The 15,762-nt window shown below is 49.3% G+C and carries 11 protein-coding genes; 9 read left to right on the top strand and 2 right to left on the bottom strand.

Annotated features, from left to right (window positions below):
* Positions 1–17: 17 nt before the first annotated feature.
* Positions 18–203 carry a YfhD family protein gene (locus MKY24_RS17940; RefSeq protein ID WP_023989507.1) on the top strand — a complete coding sequence of 62 codons (186 nt, stop codon included), beginning with the start codon at positions 18–20 and terminating at the stop codon, positions 201–203.
* A gap of 85 nt (positions 204–288) precedes the next feature.
* Here MKY24_RS17940 and MKY24_RS17935 read toward each other — a convergent pair whose 3' ends face one another.
* Positions 289–708: a hypothetical protein gene (locus MKY24_RS17935; RefSeq protein ID WP_023989506.1), complete on the bottom strand. Its 420-nt coding sequence runs from the start codon at positions 706–708 to the stop codon at positions 289–291.
* A gap of 195 nt (positions 709–903) precedes the next feature.
* Here MKY24_RS17935 and prmA point away from each other — a divergent pair, with 195 nt between their 5' ends.
* The 5 genes from prmA (at position 904) to MKY24_RS17910 (ending at position 5,401) form a co-directional block, all read left to right on the top strand.
* A complete protein-coding gene (gene prmA, locus MKY24_RS17930; RefSeq protein WP_023989505.1) occupies positions 904–1,869 on the top strand; it encodes a 50S ribosomal protein L11 methyltransferase in 966 nt (321 codons plus the stop codon).
* A 2-nt stretch (positions 1,870–1,871) separates the two neighbouring features.
* Positions 1,872–2,564, top strand: coding sequence for a site-2 protease family protein (locus MKY24_RS17925; protein WP_023989504.1), 693 nt, complete (start codon positions 1,872–1,874; stop codon positions 2,562–2,564).
* Positions 2,565–2,752: 188 nt separating this feature from the next.
* Positions 2,753–3,517 (top strand): 16S rRNA (uracil(1498)-N(3))-methyltransferase, encoded by a 765-nt coding sequence (locus MKY24_RS17920; protein ID WP_264454752.1) that lies wholly within the window; start codon positions 2,753–2,755, stop codon positions 3,515–3,517.
* 1 nt (position 3,518) lies between these two features.
* Positions 3,519–4,862, top strand: coding sequence for a tRNA (N(6)-L-threonylcarbamoyladenosine(37)-C(2))-methylthiotransferase MtaB (gene mtaB / locus MKY24_RS17915; RefSeq protein WP_103049601.1), 1,344 nt, complete (start codon positions 3,519–3,521; stop codon positions 4,860–4,862).
* Positions 4,863–4,966: 104 nt separating this feature from the next.
* On the top strand, positions 4,967–5,401 hold the full coding sequence (locus tag MKY24_RS17910) for an NUDIX domain-containing protein (protein ID WP_013311157.1): 435 nt from the start codon (positions 4,967–4,969) through the stop codon (positions 5,399–5,401).
* On the opposite strand, the gene MKY24_RS17905 is transcribed toward MKY24_RS17910, so the two are convergent.
* Entirely contained in the window at positions 5,391–6,413 is a 1,023-nt protein-coding gene (locus MKY24_RS17905; protein ID WP_165178745.1) for a Na/Pi symporter, read from the bottom strand. The genes MKY24_RS17910 and MKY24_RS17905 overlap by 11 nt on opposite strands.
* Positions 6,414–6,556: 143 nt before the next feature.
* Between MKY24_RS17905 and MKY24_RS17900 the strand changes: the two genes are divergently transcribed.
* From MKY24_RS17900 to addA, 3 genes are all read left to right on the top strand, one after another.
* Entirely contained in the window at positions 6,557–7,936 is a 1,380-nt protein-coding gene (locus MKY24_RS17900; protein ID WP_028540449.1) for a class I SAM-dependent rRNA methyltransferase, read from the top strand.
* Between the two features lie 237 nt (positions 7,937–8,173).
* Positions 8,174–11,740 carry a helicase-exonuclease AddAB subunit AddB gene (gene addB / locus MKY24_RS17895; protein WP_076264700.1) on the top strand — a complete coding sequence of 1,189 codons (3,567 nt, stop codon included), beginning with the start codon at positions 8,174–8,176 and terminating at the stop codon, positions 11,738–11,740.
* A complete protein-coding gene (addA, locus tag MKY24_RS17890) occupies positions 11,737–15,756 on the top strand; it encodes a helicase-exonuclease AddAB subunit AddA (RefSeq protein ID WP_339200537.1) in 4,020 nt (1,339 codons plus the stop codon). The genes addB and addA overlap by 4 nt, the downstream gene beginning before the upstream one ends.
* Positions 15,757–15,762: the final 6 nt, after the last annotated feature.

Genomic DNA, 15,762 nt, shown 5'->3' with positions numbered 1-15,762 from the left:
GGAAGGAGTAGTGACCGATGTCCAAAAACAAACGGTTTGATAAAGTGCTGACCAAAACGGAGAAAATCAAACGCATGCAATCTGCTAAAAATGAAGATGTAGAGTTCTCGGCAGATCAGGCAGATGCTGAGGATCTAGAAGCGATCCGGCGTAGCGAAGTAGCTGACCGTCGTCAGCAGCGTATCATAATCGACAATGAGTAGAATTTAATAAGACGGGTTATCTCCATTAATAAGGATGATTTGTGGGATAGCCCGTCTTATTTGTGTTCTTTCCTCTTTCTATTCATTATCCGCTGTATGCTGTTGCACTAAAAACAAGAGGACCGGCGACGAAAGCAGTAGTCGCAGGCGTTTGATTTTCAATAATCAGTTGGTAGTTTTGCACGCCCAGAGGCGCAACGTCTACCGTTTCGACATTAAGAATAATATTGTTATCGAAGACATTGGATTCCAGTCCGTAATAAATTTCCTTGCCGGCTCTCCAAATCCGTACAAGCACTCTAATGTTGCCGGCACCGACAAAACGTAGTCCAATCGAGGCTTTTAACTCTACTCGGTTGTTGACAGCTCCAGAAATAGCAGGATCAATAAATACAGACGTCGTAGCAATTCCAAGTCCGGCTGGAGAAATCGGAACAGGAAGATTTATACCATTAGTGATAGGTGTAATAACACTGGCATTATAATCTAACACCGTCTTTGCCATACTAAATCACTCCTTTTCTAGTATATTGTATTGTATGTACTAGAGTTAAGGGTGCTTGGACTAAAAGAGTGGACAATATATACAAGCTCTACAAAAAATATTTTGAACTTCGATAATATTAGCTTTTTTGAACTCCTGTGCATGTATATAGTACAATGTAATGTATGCATGTGAAATGAGGAGGAAATGAAAACCATGTTGTGGAATGAAATTACAATACATACAACCGAAGAAGCCATCGAAATGATTTCGAATTTTCTGCACGAAGCAGGTGCAGGAGGGGTTTCCATTGAAGAATCCGGTTCGCTCAACAAGCCGCGGGATACGTCCTATGGACAGTGGTATGATCGGCCTTTGAACGACATACCTGAAGGACAAGCGATCATCAAAGGCTATTTTGCCGAAGAAGTGGACATGGATCGTATTCGTTCGCAGATTGAGCCGCGCGTCGAAGAATTGAGAACTTTCGATATTGATCCTGGTGAGGTTCAGTATGAGCTGAAAACAGTTGATGAGGATGACTGGGCAAATGCTTGGAAGCAATATTTCAAGCCTTTGCGTGTGTCGGACCGTCTGACGATTAAACCCACTTGGGAAGACTATGAGCCTGCGAGTGAAGAGGAAAAAATCATTGAGCTGGACCCTGGTATGGCCTTTGGGACCGGAACGCATCCTACGACATCCCTTTGTCTGAGAACGCTGGAGTCTGTGATTAAGGGTGGAGAAGAAGTTATTGATGTCGGCACGGGTTCCGGTATTTTGGCCATTGGAGCTGTAAAGCTGGGAGCGAAGCATGTACTTGCCTTGGATTTGGACCCGGTGGCAGTATCCAGTGCGCGGGAAAATACGCGTTTGAACGGACTGGAGGAACGCATTACCATTAAAGAAAGTGATTTGCTATCCGTGCTTAATGCAAGCGATCCAACACTGGGTATCCAGTTACCGGTCAAGCTAGTGGTAGCTAATATATTGGCAGAGATTATTCTGCTGTTCATTGATGATGTATATAAAGCCCTGGAACCAGGTGGTATTTATATTGCTTCAGGGATTTGGAAGAACAAAGAAGAGGTTGTCGAAACTGCTTTGAAAGCAGCTGGCTTTGAGATTGCCGAAATAAGCCGGGATGAAGATTGGCTGGCGTTTGTGGCGAGAAAGAGGTAAGTATGGATTTTTTACAAAATATTTTTCGTGTAAATTTAAATGTTCTTCCCTTTTATTTACTGGCTGTGATCATATCGTTCACGGTTCATGAGTTTGCACATGCGTATTATGCCAATAAATTTGGTGACCCTACGGCCAAGCTACTTGGGCGCGTGACTTTAAATCCGGCAGTGCATATTGACCTACTGGGTACGCTGCTGCTGTTGATCGGAGGCTTTGGCTGGGCCAAGCCAGTTCCGGTTAATCGTGACAATTTTAGCCGTCCGCGCCTCATGGGCATTATCGTATCGGCTGCGGGTCCGCTGAGCAATCTGCTGCTTGCATTTGTTACTACTTTGATCTATGCCGTGCTCCTTCATTTTCAAGTATTGCCGGGGATGGAGAACCAACGGGTAGCTCAAGCAATCTATTTGTTTATCAATGCTCTGATCAATTTAAATCTATTTTTGTTTATCTTTAATTTGATCCCACTGCCTCCACTGGATGGATACCGGATTGTGGAAGATGTGGCCCCCACTCCTGTACGCCGTAAACTTCAGCAATTTGAACAGTGGTCGATCTTTATTTTTCTGCTTATCCTGGTCATTCCGCAGGTTCGAGCTGTAACAATTGAACCTCTTTACACGCTGGCCCAGATGATTTATATACAGTTTTTGCAGTTCTCTTTTTATATCACTGGATTGTTTGGAGCCTAAGGGCTCCTTTTTTTACGAGAATAGGTAGGTATAACCTGAATGGAAGAGGGAACAGACTGGTCATACAGGCGCAAAAGATGATATGATGTTGCTTGGTGATTTATTCGGATTTTGTACGGAACGTTAGTGGATAACAGTTATTTTTAGAATGAGGATTTTGCAAAATCCAGGAATAGGTGTGAGAGAGAATGCAGCGTTATTTTATTCCGGCAGAGCAATTTCTAGAAGATCACGTGATTGTTGCGGGTGAGGACGCGCGACATATCGCTAAAGTCATGCGGGGCCGTAGTGGTGACAAAATTATAGTTAGTGACGGGATATCTAGGGAAGCGCTGGTTGCATTGGATACGATTGAGCAGGATCATGTTACGGCGACGATTATTGAGCCGCTGAAGATGACCTCTGAACCGCATGTGCAGGTCACTATCGCTCAGAGTCTTCCTAAAGGAGACAAGATGGAGACGGTGATGCAAAAATGTACAGAAATCGGAGCAACCGGGTTTGTACCGTTTTTGTCCGAGCGTACGGTCGTGCAGTATGATGCCAAAAAAGAAGGCAAGCGACTGGAGCGTTGGCGCAAGATTGTAAAGGAAGCGGCTGAACAAAGCCACCGTAACCGGATTCCAGAAATTAGCGCGCCCATGACGTGGAAAGAACTTCTGGCTTCTTTTGCTGGGTATGATTTGATATGTTATTGTTATGAAAAAGAGCAGGGTAAACAGCTACGGGATGTAATCCAGCCTTTGGCAGGACAATGGGCGTCGACGGACATGCCGCGTGTTCTGCTGGTGGTAGGCCCGGAAGGCGGCTTTACTGAAGCGGAAAGCCTGGAGGCCGAGCAGGCCGGGGCACAGTCTACAGGACTGGGAAGACGTATTTTGCGTGCGGAGACCGCAGGAATGGCTGCATTGGCATGCATTTTATATGAGACAGGAGAAATGGGAGGGGTTTAATATGCCGTCAGTGGCATTTTACACATTGGGCTGTAAGGTAAACTTTTATGATACAGAAGCGATCTGGCAGCTGTTTAAAAATGAAGGTTATGAACAGGTGGACTTTGATGAGCAGACTGCTGATGTCTATCTTATCAATACATGTACCGTTACGAATACCGGTGATAAAAAGAGTCGTCAGATCATTCGCCGCGCGATTCGCCGGAATCCAGATGCCATTGTGGCAGTGACGGGCTGTTACGCCCAGACTTCTCCTGCCGAAATTATGGATATTCCTGGCGTTGATCTCGTTATCGGGACTCAAGATCGGGACAAAATCATTCCGTTCGTGCAGGAAATTCAAGGGACGCGTCAACCGGTGAACGCCGTGCGCAATATTATGAAAACGCGTGTATTTGAGGAAATGGATGTGCCTGATTTTGCTAATCATACTCGGGCCTTTTTGAAAATTCAGGATGGGTGCAATAACTTCTGTACCTTCTGCATCATTCCGTGGTCGCGGGGTCTATCCCGCAGTCGTGACGCTGCGAGCATTATTGCACAGGCGCGCCAACTGGTACACGCAGGCTACAAGGAAATTGTACTCACAGGTATCCATACTGGCGGTTATGGTGATGACATGGATAATTATGACCTATCTGATCTGCTGTGGGATCTGGAGAAGGTGGAAGGGCTGGAGCGTATCCGTATCAGTTCGATTGAAGCCAGCCAGATTGATGAAAAAATGCTTGATGTGCTGAACCGTTCTACCAAGCTGGTTCGTCATTTTCACATACCGCTTCAGGCGGGGGATGACACTGTATTGAAACGGATGCGTCGCAAGTACACGACAGAAGAGTTTTATAACAAAATGCTTATGATTCGCAAAGCAATGCCAGATGTAGCGATTACAACGGACGTGATTGTCGGATTCCCTGGGGAGACGGATGAAATGTTCCGCAATGGCTATGAGCTGATGAAAAAAATTGGTTTTTCGGAAATGCACGTGTTCCCGTACTCCAAGCGCAGTGGAACTCCTGCGGCGCGTATGGAGGATCAGGTGGACGAAGACGTGAAAAATGCACGAGTGCATGAGCTGATACAACTGTCAGAGCAGATGCAACTGGCGTATGCTGAGAAGTTTGTAGGTCAGGTGCTGGAGGTCATTCCGGAAGTTGCGCCGAAAGGGACCGAAGATAGCGGCATACTCCATGGATATAGTGACAATTATATTCAACTGGCGTTTGAAGGTACTGAGGATCTGGTTGGCAAGGTATGCCGCGTGAAGCTGACGAAGGCAGGCATTAATGAAAGTGAAGGCCAATTGGTCCGCGTACTAGAGAATGGGCTGCAAACAGCTCTGTAAGAACAAAAAAAGCCTGAACAGGCAATAGAGATGGCAAACAAGGATTTCGCCTTTCCTTACAGAGAGGACGGAATCCTTGTTGCGCAAGGAAGGGAGATTGCAGGATGGCAGCAAAAAAGGAAATTTCCGCAGGCGGCGTTGTGTTTCGCAAACAGGGGGAGCAGCTTGAAATTCAGCTCATTACTGACCGATATGGCAAGGTATCCTTGGCTAAAGGGAAAATGGAGTTGGGAGAAACAATCGAACAGACGGCTTTACGTGAAATTCGCGAGGAAACAGGGTTGAACGGGCGGATTATCCAGCATGTAGATATGATTGCTTATACGTATCAGCATCCAGAATTTGGGGAAGTAGATAAAGAAGTACATTATTATCTCGTAGAGGCACTGGATGGGGATTTACAGGCACAGATCGAAGAAATTAAAGGAGTTGCGTGGCATACGCCTGAGGAAGCATGGCGTCTCCAGCGCCAGGGTGGATATGACAATAATGATGTCATTTTAAGCAAGGCGCTGTCCATGCTAGGAATTAATGTTTGATTCTGTGGGGAGATATACGATCCTCTAAACGCGTCCACACAGGTAGATAGCAGAGAGGCAAGACCAGCAGAGAGCTAATAACGTTAAACAGAGTTTGGGCATGGGCTACCTTGGCTCCGGGCTCGGTAGATATCCAGGCAGCGGCCATCTCCAGACCAGGGATCAACGGCATAAAGAGCAAGGCTCCGCCTACGTTCAGCAGCACGTGGGACCAGGCTACAAATTTGCCGGACACGCTGCCGCCAACAGCGGCAATGAGGGCGGTTACGCAGGTGCCTACATTGGAGCCGATGACGATGGCGATCCCCACATCGGCTGGCAAGGCTCCCGCAGCGGCAAGGCTAATCGCCATGCCAATGACGGCTGCGCTACTGTGAACCAGCGCGGTCAGACAGGCTCCAGCAGCGAAGGCCCACCACATGTTGGCCGCAGCGTGATCAAGAAACCAGCGGAATAGTCCGGCCTGCTCAATCCAGGGGCCGACCGTTTGCATCACGCGGATACCTGCCAGAATCAGCGAAAATCCAGCAAAGACGAGGCTGATATATTGTACAGCCTGCGGACGGCTAAGCCCATTGGAGCCGGGTGAAGCTCCGGCGGACGCATACTGGCGATTGGGGACAGCTTCACCCCACAGGACGGCAGTGCTCCAGCATAGCAATGAGCCGCAGAGCAGCGGAACAGCCAGCATGCCAAGCTGGAGCCCCATCAGCTCGGTGGTCAGGCAGGTGCCGATATTGGTGCCGAGAATGATGCCGAGCGTGCGGCCGTAGGTCAACAGCCCGGCGTTAACCAGTCCGATCGTCAGCACCGTTACGGCGGTGCTGCTTTGCAGCAGGGCCGTAATGCCTGAGCTGAACAGCATGCCCCGCCAAGGGGAAACTGTGGCGCGGTTCAGCCAGCGGGTGAGGAAGGGGCCGGCTAAATGCCGGAGGGCTGCTTCCATCAGCTTCATCCCGCCCAAAAAAATAAACAGCCCGCCGCACAGTGGGAGTATAACATGTATAAACACGGGCATAGCCCCCTTTTCTAGGTAAAAATACTTATGTAACAGCCTATGATCTGTCGGGGACAGCCATGACAAGCATGGCTGAGCTCTTTTTTACGGAACGATATTAAGGACTTTGAGTAATCCAAGAATGGGAGTGAAGGATTTTGCCTTCAGTAATATTAGAACGCAGCCGTAAAAAAAGGCTGGAGCACGCACACCCTTGGGTGTTTAAAAACGAAATAGCCAAGATCGAAGGGGACCCAGAGGCAGGCGATTTGGTCAGTATCGTTAACCATCAGGGGCGTTATTTGGCGACAGGTTACTATAATCCAGCTTCACAAATTACAGTGCGTGTGATGTCCTACGAGCCGCTGGAAGCAATGGATCAAAACTTTTTTGCCCAACGCTTTCGCAAATGTCTGGAGCACCGCGAACGTTTTGTGACCGGGGGAAACGCTTATCGGTTGGTGTACGGCGAGGCTGATTTTTTGCCTGGACTGATTGTAGATCGATTTGGTGATGTGTTAGTCGTGCAGTTGTTAACGCTTGGCATGGATCGGCGCAGGGAAGAAATCAGGGATGCGCTCGTTGAAGTAGTGGGTCCTGTTGGTATATATGAGCGAAGTGATGTATCCATCCGTGAGCTGGAAGGATTGGAACAAACGAAGGGTCCTTTGTACGGTGATTGCCCGCGTCATGTGGTAGTGACGGAAAATGGCCTGCAAATCAAGGTTGATATCGTAGAGGGCCAGAAGACGGGTTATTTCTTTGACCAGCGTGAAAATCGTGCGGCCATAGCACCGTTGATGACAGGTTGGGGAGCACGTAGTGGAATTACGCTACAAGAAGTAGCTGCAGACTCAGGGGATGCGGGCACAACGGTCATGAAGCCAGTGAATAAAAGTGGTAAGGTTGTTGAATTCCCATTCTGGGATGGCGCAACCGTATTGGAATGTTTTTCGCACACGGGAAGCTTTACGCTCAATGCATGTAAACATGGTGCTAAAAAAGTAACTTGTCTTGATATTTCAGAGCATGCGATTGAAAGTGCGCGGGATAATGTCAAGCTGAACGGTTTTGAGGAACGCGTTGAGTTTGTCGTCGACGATGCTTTTCAATATTTGCGCAATCAAGTGAAAGGTGTAGAGGAACGCAATGCACGAGCCGGGGGCAAAGGAGATACATCCAAGCCGCTGACAGCAGGTGGCGGACGCACCTTTGACGTGGTCATTCTTGATCCGCCAGCCTTTGCCAAAACGAAGAACGCTGTCAAAGGAGCTACACGTGGATATAAAGATATCAACCTGCACGGGATGAAGCTGGTTAATGAGGGCGGCTATCTGGTGACTGCGAGCTGCTCGTTCCATATGCGGCCAGAGTTGTTTTTAGATACCATTAAGGAAGCGGCGGCAGATGCCGGCAAAATCCTTCGTCTGGTAGACTGGAGAGCGGCTGGTAAAGACCATCCTCAAATTTTGGGTGTGGAGGAAGGCCATTACTTGAAATTCGCCATCTTTGAGGTGCGCAGCCGGACACAGCTGTAGGTTTCATACAAGGTCAAAGTCAATCGCCTTTTTGGTGATTAAATAGGTAAAATAGACTCGTTTAGGTATAAATCAGTCCTGTAGAGAAGGCATGCACCAAGCCAATCTGCGGGACTGATTTGTTTTTTTAGAGGGAGGAAGAATTGCTACAACATGGCAAACGTACGTTCTTTTCTCCCTTGCCTGATATGCTATACTGTTTAATAGAATGTTGTTCGTTGGAAAGGAGGCCGCATCATGTCGGTTCGCTTGTTGATTGGCCGCTCTGGGAGTGGTAAAAGTACGTTAATCCGCAATGAAATGACGTCTATGTTACGCGAGGAGCCGCTAGGTAAGCCTATGCTGTTACTTGTACCGGAGCAATCGTCATTTGCTTCTGAGCATGCGTTACTTACAGAATCCGGAAACGGTATTCAGGGGTCGGTGCGCGCCCAAGTGATGGGATTTCATCGTCTTGCCTATTTAGTTATGCAGGAAACCGGGGGTTCAGCACTGGTGCCTGTAACGGAAGAAGGCAAGAAGATGCTTTTATATAAAATTATTCGTCGTCGCAAGGATGAACTGAGTTTGTTTAAGGATTCGGGAGACCAGCTCGGCTTTGTGGATCGGTTGAATACATTGTTTACGGAGCTAAAGCAGTATGGAAATGATACTCGGTCTGTACCGGAGCAACTGGAGCGAATGAACGCTGCTGGAGAGTCAACTCCGATTTTGCGCGGCAAGCTCAAAGATATCAGTCTAATCTATGAGGATTTTGAACGAGAGCTGACGCTTAAATATATTGACGGTGAAGATACGCTGCGCATGCTGGCAGAACAGATTGCTGAGTCTTCCCTTGTGCGTGGGGCAGATATTTGGATGGATGGCTACCGCAGGTTTACACCACATGAATACAAGGTGGTGGAGCAGCTTATGCTGCACGCTTCTTCGTTGACGGTGGCGCTGACTTGCAACCGCAGCTACGAGAGCGGACAGCTTCCGCATGAGCTGGATTTGTTTCATCCCTCAGCGGCTACGTATGTAAAGCTCAAAGGAATGGCAGACGAGCTGATGATAGAGACGCAGACACAATTACTGCGCCCTGATCCGCTGCCGAGATTTAAGGAGCGTCCGGCGTTGGCGTATTTGGAGGCTAACTTTGAACATCGTACAGGGTTACGGAATCAGGAACAATGGATGCGGCTGCAGCAGCTACGAGAGCAGTGGACAGAAGAACAGCCGGAAGGCATAAAACTGTACACTGCGGCTAATCGCCGTGCAGAGCTGGAAGGGGCTGTACGCGAAATGCGTCGTCTGGCCCGAGATGAGGGCGCTCGTTATCGGGAGATGGCCCTGTTTGTACGTCATATTGAAGATTATGAGCCATGGGTGGAACCGATATTCAAACAATATGAGGTTCCAGTATTTCTGGATCAGCGGAGAAGTGTTTTGCATCATCCCTTAGTGGAATTGATTCGGGCTTCGCTGGATATCGTGCAGCGTCGTTGGCGATATGAGGATGTATTCCGTGCGGTCAAAACAGACCTTCTCCTGCCGCTGGATGGTCGGGTAAGTCGTGAGGAGATGGACCGTTTGGAAAACTATGTACTAGCCTGCGGAATACAAGGCAGCCGTTGGACAGACGGTCGCCCGTGGCAGGCTGTGCCCAGCTTGTCACTGGAGCTGGAGGAGCAGGAACGGAGCCGTCAACGGGATGAAACGTTGGATTTGATGGAACTGTGCCGGGATGTGATCGTGACGCCTTTACGTGCGTTTGAGAAACGTGTCGGCAAGGCACGAACTGCACTTGAGAAGTGTGAAGCGGTATATCTGTTACTGGAGGATGCAGAAATCGGCCACAAGCTGGACGCCTTCATTCATCAGGCAGAGGAAGCAGGAAAACCTGAGCAGGCGAAGGAGCATCGTCAAGTATGGGATGCGGTGCTTGAACTACTGGATCAAATTGTCGAAATGATGGGTGATGAGAGGCTGGATACCTCTTTGTTTGCGGGTGTGCTGGAAACGGGATTGGCTGAGTTCCGTATGGGACTTGTTCCGCCAGCTCTGGATCAGGTTCTAGTCGGAAACACGGACCGTACACGTGTGTCCGGTATTCAACATGCCTTTGTACTAGGTATGAACGAAGGTGTGATGCCGGCTGTGTTCCATGAGGACGGTGTGCTGAATGAGCAGGAGCGTACGGCATTAAACGAACGAGGCGTAGAGCTGGCGCCGGATATGACAAGACGTCTGTTGGACGAACGTTTTCTCGCTTATACGGCCCTTACTTCAGCCGGTAAAAGCCTGTGGATGAGCTATGCAGTGACTGATGAAGAAGGGAAGTCGTTGCTGCCGTCTGAGTTAGTACGACATGTGCGGCACCTGTTTCCTAGTCTGGACGAGCGTCCACTGGCTGGATACCCTTTGCCTGGGGATGCTTGGACGACGCAATGGGAGTATGCTTCTCATCCGTCCGAGGCTTTACCGCAGCTCATTGCGCAATTACGGCATTGGCGGCGTGGCGGTGACATTTTATCCCCTTGGTGGGAGGTATATAACTGGTACGCAAGCCAGCAAGGGCGTGAGAAGGACAAGCTGCGTCAGCTGTTGACCTCACTTTTTTACGAGAACCATGCCGAAATGCAGAAGGAAACGAGCCGCCGTCTGTACGGCAGCAAGCTGCGTACCAGCGTATCTCGTATGGAACGTTTTGTGGCATGTCCATTTTCGCACTTTGCCTCTCACGGTCTTCGTTTGAAGGAACGTCAAATGTATCGCCTGAAGGCCCCGGATATCGGACAATTATTCCATGCAGCGCTTGGAGAGATGGCGATCAATTTGCGTAAACGCAATGTCAGCTGGGGCAGTCTCAGCACGGAGGAATGCCGCCAAGAGGCGGAAAGTACAGTGGAGCGTTTGGCTCCTCGTCTGCAAGGCGAGATTTTAATGAGTTCCAAGCGGTATGGCTACATTTTGCGTAAATTGAAAGACATCGTGAGCCGTGCCTCGTTGATTTTAGGTGAACATGCGCGAAGAGGTAGCTTTGAGCCGATTGGGCTGGAGTTGGACTTTGGGCCGGGTCAGCAGCTTCCTCCGTTAAGCTTCCGGTTAGATAACGGCGTTGTGATGGAAATTGTCGGACGGATTGACCGTGTAGATGTGGCAGAGGGAGAAAAGGGGTTACTTTTGCGTGTCATCGATTACAAATCTAGCCAAAAGGATCTCAAGCTGCATGAAGTGTACTATGGCCTGTCCTTGCAGATGCTCACCTACCTGGATGTGCTGCTGAATGCGGCGGAGGAATGGTTGGGCGAGACAGCTTATCCAGCGGGTACACTGTATTTTCACGTCCACAATCCGATGTTGCAGTCGCCTAACGGTCTTAGCGCAGAACAGGCCCGTCAGGAGCTTTTAAAACGTTTTAAGATGAAGGGATTATTGCTCGCGGATCGGGATGTAGTTGGGCAAATGGATACAGCATTGGACAAGGGATATTCCTCTATTTTACCTGTTGCGGTAAAAGCAGACGGCAGTTTTTATAGCAGTGCTTCGGTTGCTTCGCCGGAACAGTGGGACAGCCTGCTAGCTTCGGTACGTCATAATATTCGGACGATTGGCACACGGATGACAGAGGGCGATGTGGCCATTGAACCTTATCGTATCCAGCAAGAGACGGCTTGTACCTTCTGTTCTTTTAAGCCTGTTTGTCAATTTGACGACAGTCTGGACGGTAGTGGCTACAATCAATGGGGTAAACCCGGTAAGGATCAGATCTGGAATCTGCTGGGTCATACACAGGAAGGGAAAGGAGGAATGGACCAATGATAGGCACGTCAAACACTAAAGGCATGCCGAAGCCGGAAGGCAGTATGTGGAGCGATGACCAGTGGCGTGCAATTTCGGAATCTGGTAACAACATGCTGGTCGCGGCAGCGGCAGGGTCTGGTAAAACAGCGGTGCTCGTAGAGCGTATTATTCGTAAAATCGTCGATCCCCAGCTCGGCTTCAGTGTGGATCGGTTACTGGTAGCGACCTTTACGAAGGCTGCCGCCGCCGAAATGCGTCAACGGATACGCGAAGCGTTGGAACGTGTACTGGAGCAGGAACCGGAAAGTGAGCATGTACGCCGCCAGCTATCGTTGCTGAATCGGGCCTCGATTACGACGCTTCACTCATTTTGTATGGAGGTCATCCGCAGGCATTATCAGGCCATTCCCCTTGATCCCGGTTTTCGGATTATGAATGAGCATGAGACAGAATTGCTGCGTCAGGAGCTTCTAGAAGAACTGTTTGAGGAGAAATATGAGGCTCATGATGAAGGCAGTACATTCCGCAGACTGGTCGACTGGTTCAGTGGAGAACGCACCGATGATGCAATGTACGTGCTTGTTCAGCGGCTGTATGATTTTTCTCAAAGTCATCCGTGGCCAGAACATTGGCTGCGGGAGACAGCGGCAGCATTTCGTGTACAGGATGTAGCCGCTTTGGGAGAGACTCCCTGGGTTCGCAGCATTTTGGCGGATGCTGCACTTTCATTGCGCGGAGCAGCGAGCTTGCTGGAACAGGCGCATGAAACAGCTATGCAGCCCGGCGGTCCTGCACCTTATGCCGTGACGCTGCAAGAGGATGCGGCGATGGTGAAGGGATTGTTACAGGAGCTGGAGACACAGCCGTGGGCATCTCTATATGATCATTTTCAGACAGCTTCCTTCGGTAAGCTCAAGCCCGTCAAAAAAGATCAGACCGAGCCTGCATTGCAGGAACGGGTTAAAACGCTGCGTGAAGCAGCCAAAAAAATGATTACAGATATGAAGGCTTCCCTGTTTGGCAGGAGAGCAGAAGCCTATTGGGAGGAGCTGCACGCCGCGGCTCCGCTGATGGACGAATTGATAGAAACCGTGATTGTATTCGGGGAACGATTTCAACAACACAAGCAGTCAAAAGGGTTGGTGGACTTCGGGGATTTGGAACATTATTGTCTGAAAATATTACGACATCCCGATTCTACTCCGTACAAGCTACTACCTTCCGACGCTGCGCTCGAATATAAGGCGCAATTTGACGAGGTGCTGCTGGATGAGTATCAGGATACGAATACCGTACAGGAAGATATCGTCAGGCTGGTATCACGGGAGGAACCGGGTAACCGTTTTATGGTGGGCGACGTGAAACAGAGTATTTATCGGTTTCGGCTGGCGGAGCCGGGTCTGTTTTTGAATAAGTATCAACGGTACGGCATGCAGGAGCAGGAAGATGGCTTATTAATTGATCTGGCGCGTAATTTCCGCAGTCGGGAGGAAGTTGTCGATGCGGTCAATTTGGTGTTCCGCCAGATTATGAGTGTGGATGTGGCGGAAATTGAGTACGATGAACGAGCATGGCTGGTACACGGCGCATCCTATCCCGACCAGTCGGATCAAGACGCCGCATCTGTATACGCACCTGAGCTGCTGTTAGTTGATAAGGGTGGACATGGTCTTTCTGAGGCTTCGGAGCTGTCCGAAACGGGGGACGAATCTGCTTTACAGGAAAGTGAGCTGGCTGAGCTTGTGGAGTTAGAAACGGCACAGTTAGAGGCTCGTGCGATCGCGCAACGGATTAAAGAACTGACCGGAGACACTGGACAACCACTGTTGATTTACGACAGAGGATTAAAAGCGATGCGTCCGGCAGTCTACGGTGATATCGTCATTTTGCTTCGTTCCGCAAGCGTGTGGGCCCCCCTAATTGTGGAGGAACTGCGGCTTGAGGGCATTCCGGCCTCCGGGGAGCAGACGACAGGCTTTTTTAAAGCAACGGAAGTTGAGGTAATGTTGTCTCTGCTGCACATTATTGATAATCCGCAGCAGGATATCCCGCTTGCATCAGTGCTTCGTTCGCCGATTGTCGGCTTGACCGAAGATGAACTGGCACAAATTCGGTTGGAGAAGCCGGATGGATTGTTTTATGGCGCATTGCTGGCGGCGGCTGAGGCTGACCCACTGGAAGAAAGCGAAAAAGGGATTTCAGCTGAGATCATGGAGTTGGATATTTTCCCAGAGGACTCTTTATCTTCATCTGACTTTGGTAATAGAAATGACGGGAATACGTTGTCTGCCCGACTACGTTCATTTTTGCGTAATTTGGAAGCCTGGCGGCAGGAAGCCAGACAAGGTAGCTTAAGTGCATTGATTTGGAATGTGCTGGAGGAAACAGGATATCTGGATTGGGTCGGTGGACTGCCTGGCGGCTCACAGCGTCAAAGCAATTTGCGGGCGCTATATGACCGAGCGAGACAGTATGAGACTTCTACGTCCAACCGAGGATTGTTCCGATTTCTGACCTTCATTTCCCGTCTACGGGAGCGAGGCGGTGATTTAGGATCAATTAGCGGAGGGACTGAACCCGATCAGGCTGTTCGCATTATGACCATTCATAAAAGTAAAGGACTTGAATTCCCTATCGTGTTTATTGCCGGGACAGCAAAAATGTTCAATCAACAGGATCTCAATGCGCCGTTTCTTATGCACAAGGAGTTGGGCTTTGGTCCTAAATATGTGGAGGAACAAAATCGTGTCAGCTACCCTACGCTGCCTAATTTAGCGATCCGCCGACGCTCACAGCTGGAGCTATTGGCTGAGGAAATGCGGGTGTTATACGTGGCGCTTACACGTCCGCGCGAAAAGCTGATTATGACCGGAACCGTGAAGGATCTCGCTTCGCGCGCAGCGGGTTGGGCACGTGCCAAAGAACATACGGAAATTGTCTTACCAGACTATATGCTGGCGGCAGGCCGCAGCTATCTGGACTGGGTAGGTCCCGCTTTGATTCGGCATCCTTCTGCTACTTTGTTGAGGGAAGCCGCAGGTGATCAGGATGGGTACTATCACAGGCTGGAACATATGCCGGGAACAGACTGGTTATTTAAAATCGTGGCCTCGGAAACACTTTCCGGCTCTCGTGTGAACTCAGATCATGAGGAAGAGGTGTCGGGAGAAGAGCGCCAAAAGAAGACAGAAGCACTGAGAAATGCGGAGCTAATCGACTTGAACGAAGAGAGTGAAACGGATATTGAAGCTGCTCTTTCCTGGATTTATCCGTATGAACGGGCTGGCAAGACGGCAGCCAATACATCGGTTACTGAGATGAAAAGATGGCTGGAAATGCAGGAGATGGGTTCGGACGATTGGCTGAATCTATCTACCTCCCTACTAGCAGAGTTACCGGAGGATTGGGAGGATTCTCACACTGGGGGAAGTCAATTACACTTGCGCAGACCTAAGTTTATGGGGAATCAGCGTCTGACTCCAACGGAACGAGGAACAGTCTATCATACGTTGATGCTGCATTTGCCACTAGATGGGGGGATGAGCGCCGAAGTTATTGAGGAAACCAAGGCTCGTTTGCTCAATCAGCGTATGTTACTGGATGTTCATGTAAAAGCGCTAGAGACGGATAAAATATTACGCTTTTTCACTAGTGAGCTGGGGAGCAGAATGCTGGGGGCATCCCATGTTCAAAGAGAGCTTCCGTTTACTTATACCATGCGGGCAACCGATTACTGGAACCACAGCTTACCATCAATGTCACCAGGACAAGAAACAGATTCGGAAGGTGGGCAGGACGGAGATAAAGTGCTGATGAACGGGATTATTGACTGTCTATTTGAAACTCCCGAAGGACTCGTGCTGGTGGATTATAAAACAGATCGGATATCTGAATATCGTACACTGTCCCATTTAACAGACCAATATCGATTTCAATTGGAGCTGTATGCCCGTGTGATCGAAGAGATTACAGGCAAAAAGGTTGCTGAGAAGTGGCTGTATTTTTTAGAAGCTGGAGAGAGTGTACGGCTGTAGTTATAT

It is taken from the genome of Paenibacillus sp. FSL P2-0322, from assembly GCF_037975315.1.
Classification (GTDB): Bacteria; Bacillota; Bacilli; order Paenibacillales; family Paenibacillaceae; genus Paenibacillus; species Paenibacillus polymyxa_B.
Note: the sequence above shows the minus strand (reverse complement) of the source record. Positions and strands in the feature narration are given on the sequence as shown.

Coding starts and splice junctions, on each gene's coding strand:
- MKY24_RS17925 (WP_023989504.1), top strand. CDS start 1,872: ATGGATTTTTTACAAAATATTTTTCGTGTAAATTTAAATGTTCTTCCC.
- MKY24_RS17910 (WP_013311157.1), top strand. CDS start 4,967: ATGGCAGCAAAAAAGGAAATTTCCGCAGGCGGCGTTGTGTTTCGCAAA.
- prmA (WP_023989505.1), top strand. CDS start 904: ATGTTGTGGAATGAAATTACAATACATACAACCGAAGAAGCCATCGAA.
- mtaB (WP_103049601.1), top strand. CDS start 3,519: ATGCCGTCAGTGGCATTTTACACATTGGGCTGTAAGGTAAACTTTTAT.
- MKY24_RS17920 (WP_264454752.1), top strand. CDS start 2,753: ATGCAGCGTTATTTTATTCCGGCAGAGCAATTTCTAGAAGATCACGTG.
- addA (WP_339200537.1), top strand. CDS start 11,737: ATGATAGGCACGTCAAACACTAAAGGCATGCCGAAGCCGGAAGGCAGT.
- MKY24_RS17940 (WP_023989507.1), top strand. CDS start 18: ATGTCCAAAAACAAACGGTTTGATAAAGTGCTGACCAAAACGGAGAAA.
- MKY24_RS17935 (WP_023989506.1), bottom strand. CDS start 708: ATGGCAAAGACGGTGTTAGATTATAATGCCAGTGTTATTACACCTATC.
- addB (WP_076264700.1), top strand. CDS start 8,174: ATGTCGGTTCGCTTGTTGATTGGCCGCTCTGGGAGTGGTAAAAGTACG.